Source organism: Streptomyces sp. SAI-127, assembly GCF_029894425.1.
GTDB lineage: Bacteria > Actinomycetota > Actinomycetes > Streptomycetales > Streptomycetaceae > Streptomyces.
The window spans coordinates 2,009,523-2,027,394 of sequence record NZ_JARXYJ010000001.1 but is presented as its reverse complement, the minus strand read 5'-3'; the positions used below and the strand labels follow the sequence as shown (position 1 = coordinate 2,027,394).

The following is a 17,872-nucleotide window of genomic DNA, read 5'->3' as shown; positions in this document are numbered from 1 at the left end:
GTTCGGGTGATTCACGGGGACCGCCGGGTCGAGGCGCGCAGACCGTGGTACCAGGCGAGGACCCGCCGCTCGACCAGCTGGAAGAGGACGGAGAGCAGATAGCCGAGCAGACCGAGGACGAGGATCCCGGTCCACATGTCGGGGACCGCGAAACTGCGCTGGAACTGGACGATGGTGAAACCGATGCCGTTGCTGGCCGCGGACATCTCGCTGATGACCATCAGGATGATGCCGATCGAGAGGGACTGGCGCAGACCCGCGAAGATCTGCGGACTCGCCGAGCGCAGCACCAGGTTGCGCAGGCGCGAGGGGCCGGTGATGCCGTAGGAACGGGCCGTCTCCAGCATCACCGGGTCGACCGCGCGCACGCCCTCGACCGTGTTGAGCAGGATCGGCCAGACACAGCCGCTCGCGATCACCGTGACCTTCATGGTGTCGCCGATGCCCGCGAACAGCATGATGACCGGGAGCAGAACCGGCGGCGGGACCGCCCGCAGGAACTCCAGGACCGGTTCGCACACCGCCCGCACCCGCCGGTAGGAGCCGATGACCGTGCCGACCGCCACCCCGACGACGGCCGCCAGCGCGTAACCGGCCGCCAGTCGCCAGATGCTGGGCAGGACGTCGGCGCGCAGGCGCTCGGCGGTCCACACGTCCGGGAAGGTCTGCAGGATCGTGCGCAGTGGCGGCCAGAAGACGTTGGTGCTGCCGTCCGACGCGAGCCACCAGACGGCGACCAGCAGCGCGGGCAGCGCGAGCACGAAGACCAGCCGGAGAACGAGCCGCTTCACACCGCCACCTCCCCGCGCACCGACTGGTGCCAGGCCAGCGCCCGTCGCTCCACGGTACGCGCGCCGACGTTGATGAGCAGCCCCAGAAGACCGGTCACCACGATCAGCGCGTACATCTCCGGGACCGCCTGCGAGTTCTGTGCGACCGCGATCCGGGCGCCCAACCCCGGTGCCCCGATGACGAGTTCACCGGTGATGGCGAGGATCAGCGCGACGGCCGCGGCCAGCCGGACACCGGTCATCACATACGGCAGCGCGGTCGGCCACAGCACATGCCGGATCCGCGCCCAGGTGCCGAGGCCGTACGACCGTGCCGTCTCGTCGGCGACGGGGTCGACGTCCTGGACGCCGTAGAGCGTCTGGATGAGGACCTGCCAGAAGGCGGCGTACACGACGAGCAGCAGCACCGAGCGCAGTTCGCTGCCGTACAGCAGCACCGCCAGCGGGATGAGGGCGACCGAGGGGATGGGGCGGAGGAACTCGATCGTCGACGCCGTCGCCTCGCGCAGATACGGCACGACGGAGACGATCACGCCGATGACGATCCCCGCGGAGACGGCGATGGCCAGGCCCAGTGCCCAGCCGGTGAGGGTGTCGCCGAGCGCCGTCCAGAACGCGCCGTCGGAGAGTTCGTCGGCGAAGGCACTCGCGATCCGGCTGGTCGGCGGGAAGTACTCCTCCTTGACCAGACCGAGCCGCGGCACCGCCTCGCCCAGGGCGAGGAAGGCCGCGAGTCCTGCGGCGCCCAGCGCCGCGTTCTGGAGCCTCACGGAAGCAGCGCGTCCACGTCGGGGGTCTTCTTGAAGAACCCGTCCTCCTCGCCCAGCTTCGCCAGCGCCTCGATGGACTCCTTGTTCGGCTCGGCCGGCCACTTCGGGAGAGTCACCTGCGCCAGCACGGATGCCGGGATCTTGGTGTACGTCGTGATGATCTGGCGTGCCTCGTCCGGGTGGGCGTCCGCGTAGGCGAGGGACTCGGCCGTGGCCTCCTGGAACTTCTTCACCACGTCGGCGTTCTGCTGCTGGTACCGCGTCGAGGTGAAGTACATGGCGACCGTGGTGCCCTGCGCCACGTCCACCATGGGGGAGGCGATCACCTGGCCGCCCTGGCTCTTGATGGTGGCGAGCGCGGGCTCGACCGCGCAGGCCGCGTCGACCTGGCCGCTGTCGAGAGCGGCCGGCATCTGGTCGAAGGCCAGCTCCACGAACTTCACCTTGTCCGGGTCGCCGCCGTCCTTGCGGACCGACTCGCGCACCGCGGACTCGTTGATGTTCTTCAGCGTGTTGATGGCGACCTTCTTGCCCTCCAGGTCCTTCGCGGACTTGATCGAGCTGCCGTTCTTCACCGCGATCGCCGCAAAGTCCTTGCCCGCCACGCCCGTTGAGGCGATGCCGTTGGAGACCGCCTTGACCGGCACCCCCGACGACTGGGCGATCAGCAGGGAGGTGACGTTGGAGAAACCGAACTGGAACTGCCCACTGGCGACTCCGGGCACGATCGCCGCGCCGCCGGACGCGGTCGATATCTCGAGCTTCAGCCCGCGCTTGCCGTAGAAGCCTTTCTTCTGGCCGAGATAGACCGGCGCGACATCGACGATCGGAATGAGGCCGAGCTTGACGGTGGTGGTGCCGCCGGACGACGATCCCGAGTCCGAGTCCCCCGAGTCACCGGACGAACCACAGGCCGACGCGGTGACCAGTAATGCTCCGGCCGCGAGGGCGACGAGCTGACGACGCATGGCTCCTCCTGTGCAGACTTGTTGTTCCGACAGGCTGTGCGCAGACCGCACAGTGGTGCTCAGCGCGAAAGGTATGGGGCTCGCGGGGGTGGGGTCAATGCCTTTGGCTGACAATATTGTTGACATTCATGGGAAACAACTCCCAGGAGGCGACGATGTCCCCAGCAGCCCGCGCTCCCCATTTCGTACGTTCCCTCGAGCGCGGCCTCGCCGTCATCCGCGCCTTCGACGCCGACCACCCGGAACTCACCCTCAGCGAAGTCGCCCGCGCCTGCGGACTGACCCGCGCCGCGGCCCGCCGCTTCCTGCTGACGCTGGCCGATCTCGGATACGTCCGCGCCGGCGGCCGCACCTACCGGCTCACCCCGCGCGTCCTCGAGCTCGGCTACTCCTACCTGTCGAGCTTCTCGCTGGCCCAGATCGCCGAACCGCATCTGGAGCAACTGGTGGAGAGCACAAGGGAGTCGTCGTCCCTGTGCGTACTCGACGGCGACGACATCGTGTACGTCGCCAGGGTTCCCGCGCGTCGCATCATGACCGCGTCGATCACCGTCGGCACCCGTTTCCCGGCCCATGTCACCTCGGTCGGTCGGGTGATCCTCGCCCATCTGCCGCAGGAGGAGATCGAAGTACGCCTCGCCCACGCCGAGTTGACCCCGCTCACCGCCCGCACCATCGTCGCCCCCGACCTTCTGCGGGCGGAACTCGACCGGGTACGCCGACAGGGGTACGCCCTCGTCGACCAGGAGCTGGAGGAGGGGCTGCGCTCGATCGCCGCCCCGGTGCGGGACCGGGGCGGCGAGGTGGTGGCGGCGGTCAACATCCCCGTGCAGGCGGGGCGTACGACACTCGCCGCCCTGCGGCGGGACCTGCTGCCGCCACTGCTGGAGACGGTCGCGGGCATCGAGGCCGATCTCGGGATGGCTACAGGTCCAGTACCAGCTTCTTCCCACGGCACCGGGACACACAGATCATCATCGTCTCCCCGGCCTCCCGCTCCTCGTCCGTGAGCACCGAGTCCCGGTGGTCCGGGGTGCCGTCGAGGACGTCGGTCTCACAGGTGCCGCAGGTGCCCTCGGTGCACGAGAACAGCACCTCCACACCCGAGGCGCGCACGGCGTCGAGCACCGAGACGTCCGGGGCGACGGTGACCGTCGTGCCGGTCTGTGCCAGCTCGACCTCGAACTCCGTGTTCTCCGCGGCCGGTTGCTCCTTCGGCGTGAACCGCTCCACGTGCAGCAGTCCGGCCGGGCAGCGCTCCTCCACCGCGTCGAGCAGCGGGCCGGGCCCGCAGCAGTAGACGAGGGTTCCCTCGGGGACCCCGTCGAGCACCGACGGCAGGTCCAGGAGGCCGGTCTCGTCCTGGGGAGCGACGGTGACCCGATCGCCGTAACGGCTCAACTCCTCGGTGAACGCCATGGATTCGCGTGTCCGCCCGCCGTACAGCAGGGTCCACTCCGCGCCCTGGGCCTCCGCCGCCGCGAGCATCGGGAGGATCGGGGTGATGCCGATGCCGCCCGCGATGAAGCGGTAGCGGGGTGCGGGCCGCAGGGTGAAGTGGTTGCGCGGGCCGCGCACCCTGACCTTGTCACCCTGCCCCAACTGCTCGTGCACATGGGCGGATCCGCCGCGCCCCGCGGGCTCGCGCAGCACGGCGATCCGCCAGGCGGTGCGGTCGGCCGGGTCGCCGCACAGGGAGTACTGGCGCTCCAGACCGGGTCCGAGCACCACGTCGATGTGGGCGCCGGGCTCCCACTGCGGGAGCTGTTCGCCCAGCGGGTGGCGCAGGGTGAGGGCGAGCACGCCGTCGGCCGCCGAGTCCCTGCGGTCGACGACGAGTTCGGCTTCGTACGCGTCACTCATGAACTGTTTCCTTGCGGCTCGTGTGAGGGCGGCTCGTGCCCTTGGGGATGGGCGAGCATCCACTCCCACATCTCGATCGGGTCCTGCGAGGTGTGCTCGCGGCCGCAGTGACAGGTGCCGTGCAGGACATCGGTGCCCGGCAGCCAGTCGATGCGGTAGATCTCCCCGGTGGGTCCGGCACTCACAGGACCTTCTCCACGGGCTTGTCGCCCTCCTCGACCAGCCGGGCGAGGATGCGGCGGGCGGCGAGACCGCCGGTGTCGATGTTGATGCTCAGCTCCTGGTAGCCGGTGCGCTCGGTGCCGAGCGTCCGCTGCAGCAGGTTGAGCGCGTCCACGTCCTGCATGACGACGGTGTGGTTGTTGCCCCGCAGGAACTCGGTGACCTCGGCGTCCTCGGTCGCCCAGTCGCGCGAGACCATCCAGAAGTCGTACACGTGACCGTCGCTGGACGGCGTGATGGCGTACGTGATCTCGGTGTGGAAGCCGTTCGGGTCGCTGCCGTCGGCCTCGGGAAGCACGCCGACCGGGGCGATGCGGCTGTGCAGCAGATACAGACAGGGCGCGTGGTACTCGATGTCCTGCCAGCGCGTGATCCGGCCGCTGATCCCGGTGGACTTGGCGTAGAAGGGCGGGCACTCGGCGTCGTCCATGTGCCGGCTCACCCGCACGATGCCCGCGCCCTCGTCGACCTCCGTGGTGATCGGCGTCTCGGCCACCTCGGGGGTGCCGATGTAGCCGCCGTGCAGATAGGTCTCGTGGGAGAGGTCGAGGAGGTTGTCGACCAGCAGACCGTAGTCGGCGTCGATCGGCTCCATGCCGCGGACGGTGACCCAGCCGGGGGAGTCGAGGTGCCTGGCCCGCGGGATGGTGTCGGCGTCGGCGAGGGCCGGGTCGCCGATCCATACCCAGATCAGGGAGTCCAGCTCGACGACGGGGTAGGAGGCGACCCGCGCGGTGCGCGGGACGCGCTTCTGGCCCGGCACGTACACGCAGGTGCCCGTCGTGTCGTACGTGAACCCGTGGTACCCGCACACGAGCCGGTCGCCGTCGAGCCGGCTGGGCTTCTCGTGCAGCGGGAACCGGCGGTGCACACACCGGTCGGCGAGTGCGACGGGCGTCCCGTCCTCCTCGGTCCGGTAGAACACGAGCGGCTCACCGAGGATCGTCCGGCCGAGCAACTCCTCGCGTCCGACCTCATGGCTGTAGGCGGCGACGTACCACTGGTTCCTGGCGAAGGCGGTCGTGTGCGGCATCGTTGCGGCTCCCGTCTGTCGTTGTGGTGGCATCGTCTTGGCGTTCACAGGGGCACGGCAACACCGCTTCCGTCCCACGGAAGAGGAAGGCCGGACACCCTCCCGGGGTGGACTAGACCATTTAACTGCAAAGAACCTTGACTGCTAGATGGTCTAGTCCAATTATGGGCACGGTTCTTCCCCGCGGTTCGGCCATTCCGCTGTCCCCGCATGCCCTTTCCCCCTGGGAGCGTCAGTGAGACGACCTGGTCACCTTCGTGCGTTGCTGTCCTGTCTGAGCGTGAGCGCTCTGTCCGCCGGGCTCGTCGGACTCGGGGGAGGGGGCGCACTCGCGGCGCCGTCCTCCCCCTCGCTCACGGCCTTCGGCAAGCCCCTGCCCGCCCACGTGGCGGCGCCCTACGTCGAGACGTGGACGGGCGAGAGCCCGGCCGCGCTCGCCGCCGCCTCCGGCAACAAGTACCTCACCATGGCCTTCCTTCAGACGGCCACAGTGGGTTCCTGCACCGCCTACTGGAACGGTGAGAGCGGTCAGCCGATCTCGAAGGCGTCCTTCGGCCCTGACATCGCCACCATCCAGGCGCGCGGCGGCGACGTCATCCCGTCCTTCGGCGGCTGGTCCGCGGACACGACCGGCACGGAGCTGGCCGACAGCTGCACCAGCGTCGACGCCATCGCCGAGGTGTTCAAGAGCCTCGTCACGACCTACGGCATCAGCCGCATCGACCTCGACATCGAGGGCGACTCGATCAACAACGCCGCCGGGATCGACCGCCGCAACAAGGCGATCGCCAAGGTCCAGCGCTGGGCCGAACGCACCGGCCGCACCGTGCAGTTCTCCTACACCCTCCCGACCTCCACGACCGGCCTCGCGGCCAACGGCCTCGCCGTGCTCCAGAACGCCGTCGACAACGGCGCACGCGTGGATGTCGTCAACCTCATGACGTTCGACTACTACGACGGCGCCACGCACGACATGGCGGCCGACACCAGGACGGCCGCCGAGGGGCTGCACGGCCAGCTCGCCGCCCTCTACCCGCACAAGAGCTCCACGAAGCTGTGGAGCATGATCGGCGTCATCGAGATGCCCGGCATCGACGACTACGGCCCCGAGGAGACCTTCACCGTCGAGAACGCGGTCGCGGTGGAGCAGTGGGCCGAGGCAAGGCAGATCAACAGTCTCTCCTTCTGGGCACTCCAGCGCGACAACGGCGGCTGCCCCGGCACCGGCGGCTCCAACTCCTGCTCCGGCATCGTCCAGGACACCTGGGCCTTCAGCCACACCTTCGAGAAGTTCACGAGCGGCGGTCACAGCTAGCGGCGCGCCCCAGGAGGCGGCGAGGGCCCGGTGCGCATTCCGTGCACCGGGCCCTCGCCGCACCGATTTCGCTACAAGTTCCGAAATTATTCGGGGCGGGGACCGCCACGTGGCCGAAACACGCGGTTCATAGCGTCGGGACACATCACGCCACTGCCCTCAGTACTCGTGAGGAATCTCGTGTCACAGGAGTCCCCGTGCCCAACTTCTCCCGCCGCACCGCCCTGCGGCTGACCGCCGGAATGGCCCTCGGTGCCGCGCTTCCCCTGGCCGGCTGCGGGCGCGAAGACGACGCTGCCGCCGCTTCCGGCGCCAAGAAGGTCGACGCGTCCCCGGCCACCGGCACCGTGAACGTCTGGGCCGCCCAGGGCGACGCCGACGTGCTCGGCACGGTCGTCAAGCCGTTCAAGGCCGCCAACCCCGACCTGGTCGTGAAGACCACGCTGATCCCGAACGCGGAGTACTACACCAAGCTCCAGGCGGCGATCGCGGCGGGCAAGGGACCGGACGTCGCCCAGTTCTTCCCCGAGTCGCAGGCGCAGTTCCTCGACTCGTCGACCCTGCGGCCCGTGCCGGACGGCCTGGTGGATCCGGGCCGCTTCTTCAAGAGCCTCTGGGACGCCGGCGTCGTGGACGACGTGGCCTACACGGTCCCCTGGTACGCGTACACATACGCGCTCGTCTACCGATCAGATCTGGCCAAGAAGGCGGGCGTCGAGGCGCCGACCACCTGGGCAGGCATGGAACCCTTCCTCAAGGCCCTTCAGAGCGCCGGCGCGGCCCACGCGCTCGGGGCCGACATCGGGTGGGACATCTTCAACGGCCAGGACGTCGCCATGTACGCCTGGCAGGCCGGAGGCTCACTCGTCACCTCCGCCGGCAAGTGGAACCTGAACACGCCCCAGATGGTCGACGCCCTCGACTACAACGCGTCCTTCTTCACCGCCGGGACCGCCGACACCAGCGGGCCGACCTTCCTCGACGCACAGCCCTACTTCGTCTCCGGCAAGACGGCGAGCATGATCACCGGGCCCTGGGTCATCGGCCAGCTCGACACCGCCGCCAAGAAGAACGGCTGGACGGCCTCCCACGTCGCCACCGCCCCACTGCCCGCCGGAGCGTCGAGCAGCGTCTCCTTCTCCGCGGGCGGCACCTGGGGCGTCCTCGCCGACAGCGGCAACACGGACGCCGCCTGGAAGCTCGTCCGGCATCTGGCCGAGCCCAGCACGCAGGTCGCGCAGTACAAGGCGTACGGCTCGCTGCCGGCCGTCATCGCCGCCTGGGACGACCCGGCGATCAAGAGCCAGCCGCTCCTGGCCGCCTTCTTCACCCAGCTCAAGAACACCCGGGCGTTCCCTCAGGTCAGCACGTGGCAGCAGGTCGCGACCCGGCTGGGCAAGGAGGTGGAGGCCGTCGCCAAGGGCAAGCAGACCGCGGCGAAGGCGGCCGCGAACATCCAGGCGTACGCCGAGAGCGTCGGCACAGGTACGCAGTGATGACCACGACTCTCGCACCGGCCGCAGAGAAGGCCAGGGCCCTACCGAAGGCGGCGGCACACAGGGCGTCCCGCGCCCGCCGCACCGCCGTCGCCTGGCTGTTCCTCGCCCCCTTCGGCCTCGTCTTCCTGGTCTACACGGCGATCCCCACGGTCGCCGCGCTCGCCCTGAGCCTCACCGACATCCGCGGCGCCGATCTGCGCACCCCCTTCGCCGTCGACTTCACCGGCGTCGACAACTACCTCCGGCTGTTCCGGGACGACACCTTCGTACGGGACATCCTCAACACCGCCCTCTTCGTGGCCGTGGGCGTACCGCTGACGATGGGCGTCGGCTTCACGCTGGCCCTCGCGCTGAACTCCGGCATCAGCCGGCTGCGCGGTGTTCTGCGCACCGTCTTCTTCGCGCCCGTCGTCACGAACGTCGTCGCCGTCGCGCTGATCTGGCAGTACGCCTTCCACCTCGACGGCACCGTCAACAAGCTGCTCGGCGTGGTCGGATTCGCCGGACCGAACTGGCTGGACGACCCCGACCTGGCCATGCCGGTCGTCATCCTGCTCGGCGTCTGGCGCAACTTCGGCATCGCGATGGTGCTGTTCCTCGCCGGTCTCCAGGCGGTCCCGCGGGACGTGTACGAGGCCGCCGCCCTGGACGGGGCGGGCCGTTGGCGCCAACTACGGCACATCACACTGCCGTTGCTGCTGCCCACCACGCTCATGGTCTCCGTCCTGCTGACCGTCTTCTACCTCCAGGTCTTCGACGAGCCCTACCTCCTCACCGGCGGCGGCCCGCTCGGCTCCACCGAGTCGGTCGCGCTGTACACCTACCGCCAGTTCGGGGCGGGTGAGTTCGGGATGTCCTCGGCGGCGTCCTTCGTGACGCTCGCGCTGGTGACCGTGGTGAGCGCCGTCCAGTTCCGGCTGCTGAGGTCCCGCACATGAACCGTGCCGCCCGCCCCGTGATGTACGCCGCCCTCGTGCTGTGCGCCCTGCTCACCACGCTGCCCTTCGCCTGGGGCGTGAGCGGCTCGCTGCGCAGCCTGGACGAGATCCGCTCCGACCCCGGGGCCCTGTTCCCGCACCACCTCACCTTCGGCAACTTCACCCGGCTGTTCGAGACCCAGGGCTTCGGCCGGTTCCTGGTCAACAGCGTCGTCGTCGCGCTGATCGTGGTGGCCGGGAACATCCTGGCCGCGTCGGCCGCCGGATACGCCCTCGCCAAACTCGACTTCGCGGGCCGGCGGCTCGCGTTCGGCGCGGTCATGGCGGCGATGATGGTGCCGTTCACCGCGGTGTTCGTCACCCAGTTCGTGATCACCGTGGACCTGGGCCTCGCGGACACCCTCGCCGGAATCGCCCTGCCCGGCGCGGCGCTTCCCCTGTCGGTCTTCATCGTGCGCCAGTACGCCCTGTCGGTCCCCGACGAACTCCTCGAAGCGGCCCGCATCGACGGCGCGGGAGAGTTCCGGATCTTCTTCAGGATCTTCCTGCCACTGGCCGGTCCCGCCGTCGCCACGATCACGATCATGTCGTTCCTCAACTCCTGGAACAACTTCATCTGGCCGCTGGTCGTCGCACAGAGCATGTCCACCTACACCCTCCCGGTCGGCCTCGCCGCCACCAGTCAGGCCGCGGCCCATGTCACCGACTACGGCCTGCTGCTCGCCGGAGCGATCGTCGTGATGCTGCCGGTGCTCGTGCTCTTCCTCTTCCTGCAGCGGTACTTCGTACAGGGCATCGCGGGAACGGGGCTGCGATGAGTACGCCGGTCACCGTCCGGACCCCGGCGGGCACGATCACCGGCCGTCGACACGGGGACGTGCGGCGCTTCCTGGGCATTCCGTATGCCGAAGCACCCACCGGCCCACGGCGGTTCGCCGCGCCGCTCCCACGCGGGCGCTTCATGCGGCCGTACGACGCCTCCCGCCCCGGAGCCACCGCGCAGCGCGTGCCGCTGTTCGCCACGACCACCATCCCGGAACCGTCGGTGCCGGGCGACGACATACTGAACGTCTCCGTCACGGCCCCCGACGCGGACGGCTGCCCGGTGCTCGTGTGGATCCACGGCGGCGGCTTCCTCGCGGGCAGCCCGGCGAGCCCCTGGTACGACGGCCGCGCCTTCGCCCGCGACGGCGTCGTCACCGTCACCGTCGGCTACAGGCTCGGCGTCGACGGATTCGCCGTACTGGACGACGTCCCCACCAACCTCGGGCTTCGGGACGTGCTCCTCGCGCTCGACTGGGTGCGGGAGAACATCGCCGCGTTCGGGGGCGACCCGGACCGGGTCACCGTCGCGGGCCAGTCGGCCGGGGCAGCGATGGTGCTCGCGTTGCTGTCGTCGCCCGCCGGGCGCGGCCGGTTCCAACGGGCGGTCAGTCTGTCCGGCGGCCTGTTCGAGGTGGACGCGACCCGGACCCGCGACTTCCTCGCGCGGCTCGGCGAGCGTCTAAGCGTGCCGCCCACCCGGGCCGGATTCGCCCTGTGCGCACCGGAGTCGCTCCAGCGGGGCGTGCTCGACCTGCGCGGGGACGACGACCTGCTCGTGCTCGGCCCGGTCGTCGGCGACGACATCCTGCCGCGGCCGCTCGCCGAGGGGCTGGCCGGGCACGGACAGGACGTCCCGCTGCTGCTCGGCGCCACGGGCGACGAGTTCGACGGCGACGGCGAGCACGGCTCGCGCGCGGCCGGCACCCGGATCACGGACACCCTGTTCCGCTCCGCCTGCCCCCGCACCGCGGCCGCCCGCCGCGCGGCCCCCGCCGGTACCTGGCTGTACTCCTTCGAATGGCCCTCCCCGGCCCTCGGCGGCGCCGTGCACTGCGTCGACCTCCCCTTCTTCTTCGACGTGCTCGACGCGCCCGGCGTCCCCGAGGCGCTCGGCCCGAACCCGCCCGCGGAACTGGCCGCCCGGATGCACACCGACCTCGTCGGCTTCGTCCGCGGCGAGCCCCCGGCCTGGGAGAGGGCGACCGGGCGGCTCGGCGACCCCGCCCGTGAATACGGCCGACCGCTCGCGGCCGACACCCGGGGCGTGTACGACCCGGTGACGGGAGGGGAGCCGTGCTGACGGCCGGCATGAACCAGAGCGCCGTCCGACGAGTCAACACGTCAGTGATCCTGCGGGCGTTGGCGGTGTCGGCCGGACCGAGGAAACTCACCGAGCTCGCCGGGCAGACCGGTCTGTCCCGTCGCACCATCGAGCTGATCCTGGACTCGCTCGTCGAGGCGGGCTGGGTCGCCGAACTCGACCGGGTGCCCAACAGCGGCTGCGCCGGACGCCCGGCCCGCCGCTACGAACTACGGGCCGAACACGCCTTGTTGGCCGCCGTACGCATCACGACCGTCGATGTCTCCGCCGTCGTCGCCGACGTGCGCGGCCACATCCTCGGCCGGGCACATCGGCCGCTGCGCGCCTACAAGGACCCGAGCACCACCCTCGACGACGCCGCCGAACTGGTCCTTGAGGCCCTCGAAGACGCCGGCGGCTCGGTGGACCGGCTGCGCGCCGGGGCCATCGCCGGCGGTGGCGCCATCGACGACGAAGGAGTCGTACGGCGCCTGGTGCACACCACGCGCTGGGAGGGCGTGCACCTGCCCGAGGAGCTCGGTCGGCGCGTCCCGGTGCCCTGGTTCGCCGACAACGACACCAACCTCGGTGCGCTGGCGGAGCGTTGGCGGGGAGTGGCCGCCGATCACGACAACGTCGTATGGGCGATGCTCGGGAACCGGACCGGCCTCGGCATCCTCATCCGAGGGGCCGTCCACCGCGGGCTCGACGGTGCCGCGGGCGAGATCGTCGAGGCCCGCTCGCTGCCGGCCGGCTCGGTCGAGGACCGGCCCGTCGCCGCCCTGACCTCACCGCTGCCCGCCCAACGCGCCCTCGCCCTGGCCCGGTTCGAGGCGGCCCGCAACGGTGACGCCGCCTCGCTCGCCGAGGTCGACGAGTTCGTGGAGAACATCGCGTCGATCCTCACCACCCTGTCCTGGACGGTCGCCCCCTCGCTCATCGTCCTCGGCGGCGGGCTGGAGGACGCGGCCGACGTCCTGCTGCCCCGGGTGCGGGACGCGCTGCGGGACGCCCGCACCCCCGCGGTCGAACTGCGCGCCACCGCGCTCGGCCAGGACGCCCCGCTCATCGGCGCGGTGAAGCTCGCCCTGGACCGCATGGACACCGAGCTGTTCGGACCGCTCGTCCCGGTCGACTGACCCCCACACCACACGTACACGGAGCTCCACTTGACCCACACCCCCCGCACCGACGTCCTCATCGTGGGCAGCGGCATCATGGGATCCCTCGTGGCCCGCCTCCTGCGCCGGAGCGATCCGGCGCTGCACATCACCATGGCCGACGGCGGCAGCCCGATCGGCGGTACGCCGGGGCGGCACCTGCACGACCTCGACGACCCCGACCTGTGGTCCCGTTACAACGAGAAGGTCGCCACCGGCGTCCAGGGCATGTACACGGGAGCGGAGGTGGTCCGTGAGACCGCGGGCAGCCTCCCCGGCCTCACCCCCGGCATGTTCCACGCGCTCGCCTTCGGCGAGGACGCCGAGGCGATGCCGCAGGCCGCGCTCGCCTGGAACGCGGGCGGTATGGGCGTCCACTGGACCGCCGCCACGCCGTGGCCCGCCGGGGACGAGGTCTTCGACTTCGGCGACCCCGACGCCTGGGCGGCCGACCTCGACACCGCAGGCCGACTGCTCGCCGTCACACCCGCGGCGATCGGCCCGACCAAGGTCGGCGAACTCGTCCTCGACGTCCTGCGCCGACGCTACGGCGGCGCGGGGCCCGCCGACCGGGCCCCGCAGCCCATGCCCATGGCCGTCACGCCCACACCGTCGGGCCCCATGCCCCGCACGGCACCCGGGACGATCTTCCCCGCACTCGCGGAGGGCGGCGACCCGGCCTTCACCCTGCTCACCGGCACACTCGTGACCGCCCTCGGCCGGGACGCCGGCCGGGTCACCGGGGCCCGCCTGCGCCGCGTCGCCGACGGCACCGAGTCCGAACTCCGCGCCGGCGCCGTGGTGGTGTGCGCCGACGCCCTGCGCACCCCGCAACTCCTGTACGCCTCCGGCATCCGGCCCGAGGCCCTGGGCCGCCACCTCAACGAGCATGCCTTCGTCACCGCCCGCGTCCTGCTCGACCTCGACCGGTTCGGCCTCGACCCCGACGCCCTGCCCCTGCCGCGCCCCGGCGAGTTCAGCACGGACTCGCTGTGGCTGCCGTGCAACGGCCCCGCCCAGCCCTTCCACGGCCAGATCATGAACCGCACCTACGTCGACGAGGCCGGGCGGCCCCTCGCGCACTCCGTCGGTCTGTCGCTGTACGTCCCCGTCGAGTCGCGCCCGCAGAACCGGCTCGTGTTCTCGGCGAGCGAGACCGACCTGGCCGGGCTGCCCCGCATCCGCGTCGAGTTCGACTACTCCGAGACCGACCGCGCGCTGATCCGGCGGGCCCTGGACGAAGTCCGGTCCGTCGCCCAGGAGTTCGGCCCCTTCGATCCCGCGACCGAGTCCACGGTGCTTCCGCCCGGTTCGTCGCTGCATCTCACCGGCACGGTCCGGGCAGGCGTCACCGACGACGGCACCGGCGTGTGCGACCCGGACGGGAGGGTGTGGGGCTTCGACAACCTGTATCTGGCGGGCAACGGAGTCGTACCCACGGCGATGGCCGCCAACGTCACGCTGACCGGCGCTGTCACCGCGGTACGGGCCGCCCGTGCCGTCACCGCTCGCACCTGAACCACCGAGAGGAACCCCACCGTGATCGACATCGCCAGGGAATACCACGTGGCGCTGCCCGCCTGGATCGACGACGAACTCGCCGACGTGCCCGCCGCCGTACCCTCCCGTGAGGACCGGATGCGTCTCGTACACCGCCTCGCCGACCGCAACTGGCGTGAGGGCAACGGCGGTCCGTTCGCCGCTCTCGTCGCCGAGCGCGAGTCCGGCCGGATCGTCTCCGTCGGCGTGAACGTCGTCCTGTCCAGCGGAGTCTCCAGCGCGCACGCCGAGGTCGTCGCGCTCGGCCTCGCCCAGACGGCCACCGGCAGCTGGGACCTCGGCGGCGACGGCCTTCCCTCCCACGAACTGGTCGTCAACTGGCGTCCCTGCGTGCAGTGTTACGGCGCCACGATGTGGTCCGGGGTGCGCGGCCTGGTGGTCGCGGGTCAGGGCCCGGAACTGGAGGAGATCACCACCTTCGACGAGGGCCCGGTCCGCTCCGACTGGGCCGAGCAGTTCGAGACACGCGGCATCGAGGTCGTCGGAGATGTCCTGAGGGGCGAGGCGCTCACGGTGTTCCGCGACTACCGCAAGGCCATTGACGAATCCGACGAGGTCGTCGTCTACAACGCGCGCGGAGGAACGGAATGAGCCCCCGTTTCGCGACCGACGTCATCACCTTCTACCACCCCGGATTCTGGGGCCTCGACTCCGCCGACGCGGTCCGCGACTGGGCCGCGGATCATCCGGACCGCTTCTGGCAGCGGGTGCTGGACACGCTCGCCGAGACCGAGGTCACCGGCATCGAGCTGACGTTCGCGCCCGGCGACATCGACTCGGTCCTGCGCGCCCACGGCAGCGCGGAAGCGTTCCGCCGGGAACTGGCCGGCCGGGGCCTGGCCGTCGTCAGCGCCTTCATCGCCGACAGCGACGCCCCCGACTGGCGGCACGGCGGCAACCTCCCCGCGATCGTCGCCGACGCCGAGCGCCGGGCCGCCTTCCTGGCCGAGGTGGGCGCCGAAGTCCTCGTCGCGGGGCTGCCGATGAGGGCGACGTACGGCACTCGCCCGCCCTTCTTCGTCGACGCCGCCTACATGTCCCGCATGGCCGACATCGCGCACGCCGTGGGCGAGGCGGTGTCCCGGTACGGAGTGCGGCTGGCCTTCCACACCGAGTCCCACAGCACCCTCTGGTACGAGCGGGACATCGACCTGTTCATGGCCCTGACCGACCCGCGCTATGTCTGGCTGTGCCCCGACTCCTGTCACATCGCCCTGGGCGGCGGCGACCCCGTCGCGGTGGCCCGGCGCCACACACCGCGCACGGCCCTGGCCCACTGGAAGGACGCGGTCGCCCCGATCGACGTCCACCTCACGATCGACGACACGGTGTACTCCCGGCAGCAGCCGTACATGACGGAGCTGGGTACGGGGATCGTCGACTGGGAGGGCTGGGCGGACGCGATGTCCGGTACGCCCGGCGCGGGTACGGTCCTGATCGAACTGGACGAGGCCGCTGATCCGGTGGCCGCGCTGAGGTCGGGAACGGCGGTGGCGAAGCGGGCGCTGGCCTCTCGGGGTCATGACATACCGCTGAAATATCGATCTGGGAGCCTGGCCCGATGAAGGGCCGGGTCCCGTATGCCGGGACGATATCTTGCATTGACGCGGGGTCCCTGGGCCCGCCATAGTGCCGTAGCGCCGTATTGGGGAGACCGGGATGAAGACCGATGCCACCTCGAGCCTCTGCGGAGACTTCATGCTGGCGGTGTATCTGGACGCGCACGGCCGTGTTCCCGGCTACGGCACCGGCCTCGGCTTCGGCCTGAGCGGCGCGATGCTGATGGAACTCGCTCTGGACGGGTTCCTCCACACCGTGGACGGATACATCGTCGCCGTCCACGGTGCACAGCCGCAGGACCCCGCGCTCGGCGAGGTTCTCGTGCGGATCCGGTCGTCCCGCAAGCCGCGCACGGCGTCGGAGTGGGTCAGGGCACTGAGCGCCGGCGCACACAAGCGTCTGTCGGCCCGCATGATCGCCGAGGGCGTTCTCGTTCGTGCGCCGGGACGGTTGCCGTTGCCGGCCGGGTTGGCTCGTCGCTACGACGTCCTGGACGGGGAGAGGCGGGATGCCGCGGTCCGGTCTCTCGGAAGTGCGGCCGATGCCTCGGAGCGCTCGGTCGCGCTGGCGGCGCTGGCCGGTGCGTGCGGTGCCGCGTCGGGCGGTCGGGAGCGGGGCGGGCCCGAGGCGATGCTGCGGTCCATGAGCCCGGCCTGTGCCCAGATCCTGACCGCGGTCGCCGCCTGTGTGTGGCTCGGAGCGCTCTCCTCCTGGACCTGATCCCGTCGCGCGCTCGCCGGTCAGCTCGGTCGGCGGACCTCGCGGAAGTCGGACTTGCGGATCTTCGCGTGGACGCCCTTCACGTCGTCCACGACCTGGGAGACCGCGAAGTCGCCCGCCGCGCTGAGATACGCCATCGCCAGATGACGGTCGATGCCGTAGTCGGTCGCGAGCAGGTCCAGCGCGCAGCGCACGCAGTCGCGCATCGCCTCGTCGAGGTCCCTGTCCAGCCCGATCGGCACCAGGTGCTCGTCCGTCTCGGCGAACGGGGCGACGCGGCCGTGGCCGGGTCGCAGGGCCGCGCCACCCGGCACCACCTCGAGCTTCACGGTGGCGCGCAACGACGCCTCGAACGCGGTGAGGGCGACCTCGCCGTCGCCCTGCGCGAAGTGGGGGTCACCGAAGTAGACCAGCGCGTCGTCGACCTGCACCGGGAGGTACAGCGTGGCGCCCTCGCCGAGCAGGGAGATGTCGATGTTGCCCCCGTGGCGCCCCGGCGGCACCGAGTGCGGCCGCTCGTCCCCGGGCACCGCCACGCCCATCACGCCGAGGAACGGCCGCAGCGGGAAGCGCAGTGAACCGCGGGAGGGGTCCGTCGCGTCCACCGCCATCCGGCCCCACGCGCCGTCGCGATCCGCGTGTGCCGTGGCGAAGGTGAACGCGGGACCGGGCAGCGACGGCATCTCGCCGGGGAGTGCGCCGAAGCCGTGCCGGGCGGAGACCATGCCGTACGGAACCCGAGGGGTGAGGCCGAGGACGGTGATGGCGAGCAGATCGCCGGGCCGGGCGCCGGCCACGGCTATCGGTCCGGTGACGAGGTGCGGTCCGTCGTCGTCGAAATCGTGCGGCATACCGGAGTCCGCCACCTGCTGGGCGTCGTCGAGCACATGGCCGCCGCCGACACCGTAGCGGCCGAAGAACCGGGCGGGGTTACGGCCCTGGTCCTCGAGGACTCCCTCGTGGCTGAGTGTGTCGACCGTGACGACGGAGCCCGGTCGGACGACCGCGCACGGTGCGTCCGCCTCGCAGGGCAGACGGCCCCACAGGGTGTTCGCGGGCGTTGACGGGACGTAGGTCGTCGACGCGATCGCTCCGTGGCCGGGCTGGAGGATCGGGAATCCGGTCGCGGCGACGTCGAGGAGGGGCGAGTCGATCGCAGTCATGGCCGACCTTTCATGGAGGGGAAGGGCTGGCCCGACGCTAGGAACGTCCCGTTGCCCCGGTGTTTCCGATCAGGGTCCGTGCCGTAACGCTGTCTCGTATTCCAACATGGCATCTCGCATGAGTTGCACAGGGTGAACCTCAAGCTGCGCCGATCCGGGCAGCGCTCGGGGCCAACAGCGGACGT

At 70.8% G+C, this 17,872-nt stretch carries 18 protein-coding genes; 11 read left to right on the top strand and 7 right to left on the bottom strand.

All coding sequences use genetic code 11. The annotated features are described in order from the left end of the window. Positions 1-11 precede the first annotated feature (11 nt). From M2157_RS09610 to M2157_RS09600, 3 genes are read right to left on the bottom strand one after another with little or no spacing between them, the layout of a single operon-like run. Positions 12-791 carry an ABC transporter permease subunit gene (locus tag M2157_RS09610; protein ID WP_280865010.1) on the bottom strand — a complete coding sequence of 260 codons (780 nt, stop codon included), beginning with the start codon at positions 789-791 and terminating at the stop codon, positions 12-14. After that, positions 788-1,561, bottom strand: coding sequence for an ABC transporter permease (locus M2157_RS09605; RefSeq protein WP_280865009.1), 774 nt, complete (start codon positions 1,559-1,561; stop codon positions 788-790). The genes M2157_RS09610 and M2157_RS09605 overlap by 4 nt, the downstream gene beginning before the upstream one ends. Further along, on the bottom strand, positions 1,558-2,529 hold the full coding sequence (locus M2157_RS09600; RefSeq protein WP_280865007.1) for an ABC transporter substrate-binding protein: 972 nt from the start codon (positions 2,527-2,529) through the stop codon (positions 1,558-1,560). The genes M2157_RS09605 and M2157_RS09600 overlap by 4 nt, the downstream gene beginning before the upstream one ends. A gap of 155 nt (positions 2,530-2,684) precedes the next feature. On the opposite strand from M2157_RS09600, the gene M2157_RS09595 reads away from it, so the two are divergent. Continuing rightward, positions 2,685-3,539, top strand: coding sequence for an IclR family transcriptional regulator C-terminal domain-containing protein (locus M2157_RS09595; protein WP_280861392.1), 855 nt, complete (start codon positions 2,685-2,687; stop codon positions 3,537-3,539). Here the strand turns inward: M2157_RS09595 and M2157_RS09590 are convergent. Genes M2157_RS09590 through M2157_RS09580 form a run of 3 tightly spaced genes read right to left on the bottom strand, consistent with a single transcriptional unit; the run spans position 3,454 to position 5,647 of the window. Continuing rightward, a complete protein-coding gene (locus tag M2157_RS09590; protein WP_280861391.1) occupies positions 3,454-4,392 on the bottom strand; it encodes a PDR/VanB family oxidoreductase in 939 nt (312 codons plus the stop codon). The genes M2157_RS09595 and M2157_RS09590 overlap by 86 nt on opposite strands. Further along, the gene (locus tag M2157_RS09585; protein WP_057610121.1) at positions 4,389-4,577 is read right to left on the bottom strand and encodes a hypothetical protein; all 189 of its coding nucleotides are present in this window, start codon (positions 4,575-4,577) and stop codon (positions 4,389-4,391) included. The genes M2157_RS09590 and M2157_RS09585 overlap by 4 nt, the downstream gene beginning before the upstream one ends. Further along, positions 4,574-5,647 carry an aromatic ring-hydroxylating dioxygenase subunit alpha gene (locus M2157_RS09580; RefSeq protein WP_059209325.1) on the bottom strand — a complete coding sequence of 358 codons (1,074 nt, stop codon included), beginning with the start codon at positions 5,645-5,647 and terminating at the stop codon, positions 4,574-4,576. The genes M2157_RS09585 and M2157_RS09580 overlap by 4 nt, the downstream gene beginning before the upstream one ends. A 280-nt stretch (positions 5,648-5,927) precedes the next feature. Between M2157_RS09580 and M2157_RS09575 the strand changes: the two genes are divergently transcribed. The 10 genes from M2157_RS09575 to M2157_RS09530 all read left to right on the top strand — a co-directional run bounded on the left by M2157_RS09575 (position 5,928) and on the right by M2157_RS09530 (position 16,524). Then, positions 5,928-6,962, top strand: coding sequence for a chitinase (locus M2157_RS09575; RefSeq protein WP_348541788.1), 1,035 nt, complete (start codon positions 5,928-5,930; stop codon positions 6,960-6,962). Between the two features lie 197 nt (positions 6,963-7,159). Further along, on the top strand, positions 7,160-8,458 hold the full coding sequence (locus tag M2157_RS09570) for an extracellular solute-binding protein (protein WP_280861390.1): 1,299 nt from the start codon (positions 7,160-7,162) through the stop codon (positions 8,456-8,458). Further along, entirely contained in the window at positions 8,458-9,399 is a 942-nt protein-coding gene (locus tag M2157_RS09565; protein ID WP_280861389.1) for a sugar ABC transporter permease, read from the top strand. Before M2157_RS09570 ends, M2157_RS09565 begins: the two co-directional genes overlap by 1 nt. Then, complete coding sequence (locus M2157_RS09560; RefSeq protein WP_280861388.1) at positions 9,396-10,217, top strand: carbohydrate ABC transporter permease; 822 nt, start codon at positions 9,396-9,398, stop codon at positions 10,215-10,217. Before M2157_RS09565 ends, M2157_RS09560 begins: the two co-directional genes overlap by 4 nt. After that, the gene (locus M2157_RS09555) at positions 10,214-11,524 is read left to right on the top strand and encodes a carboxylesterase family protein (protein WP_280865006.1); all 1,311 of its coding nucleotides are present in this window, start codon (positions 10,214-10,216) and stop codon (positions 11,522-11,524) included. The genes M2157_RS09560 and M2157_RS09555 overlap by 4 nt, the downstream gene beginning before the upstream one ends. Next, a complete protein-coding gene (locus M2157_RS09550) occupies positions 11,518-12,663 on the top strand; it encodes an ROK family transcriptional regulator (RefSeq protein WP_280865005.1) in 1,146 nt (381 codons plus the stop codon). Before M2157_RS09555 ends, M2157_RS09550 begins: the two co-directional genes overlap by 7 nt. A 30-nt stretch (positions 12,664-12,693) precedes the next feature. Then, positions 12,694-14,202: a GMC oxidoreductase gene (locus tag M2157_RS09545; RefSeq protein ID WP_280865003.1), complete on the top strand. Its 1,509-nt coding sequence runs from the start codon at positions 12,694-12,696 to the stop codon at positions 14,200-14,202. A gap of 21 nt (positions 14,203-14,223) precedes the next feature. Continuing rightward, on the top strand, positions 14,224-14,835 hold the full coding sequence (locus M2157_RS09540) for a nucleoside deaminase (RefSeq protein WP_280865002.1): 612 nt from the start codon (positions 14,224-14,226) through the stop codon (positions 14,833-14,835). Continuing rightward, on the top strand, positions 14,832-15,809 hold the full coding sequence (locus M2157_RS09535) for a sugar phosphate isomerase/epimerase (protein ID WP_280865001.1): 978 nt from the start codon (positions 14,832-14,834) through the stop codon (positions 15,807-15,809). Before M2157_RS09540 ends, M2157_RS09535 begins: the two co-directional genes overlap by 4 nt. A 94-nt stretch (positions 15,810-15,903) precedes the next feature. Then, positions 15,904-16,524: a GPP34 family phosphoprotein gene (locus tag M2157_RS09530; protein ID WP_280865000.1), complete on the top strand. Its 621-nt coding sequence runs from the start codon at positions 15,904-15,906 to the stop codon at positions 16,522-16,524. Positions 16,525-16,544: 20 nt separating this feature from the next. Here M2157_RS09530 and M2157_RS09525 read toward each other — a convergent pair whose 3' ends face one another. After that, the gene (locus tag M2157_RS09525; protein WP_280861381.1) at positions 16,545-17,687 is read right to left on the bottom strand and encodes an acetamidase/formamidase family protein; all 1,143 of its coding nucleotides are present in this window, start codon (positions 17,685-17,687) and stop codon (positions 16,545-16,547) included. Positions 17,688-17,872: the final 185 nt, after the last annotated feature.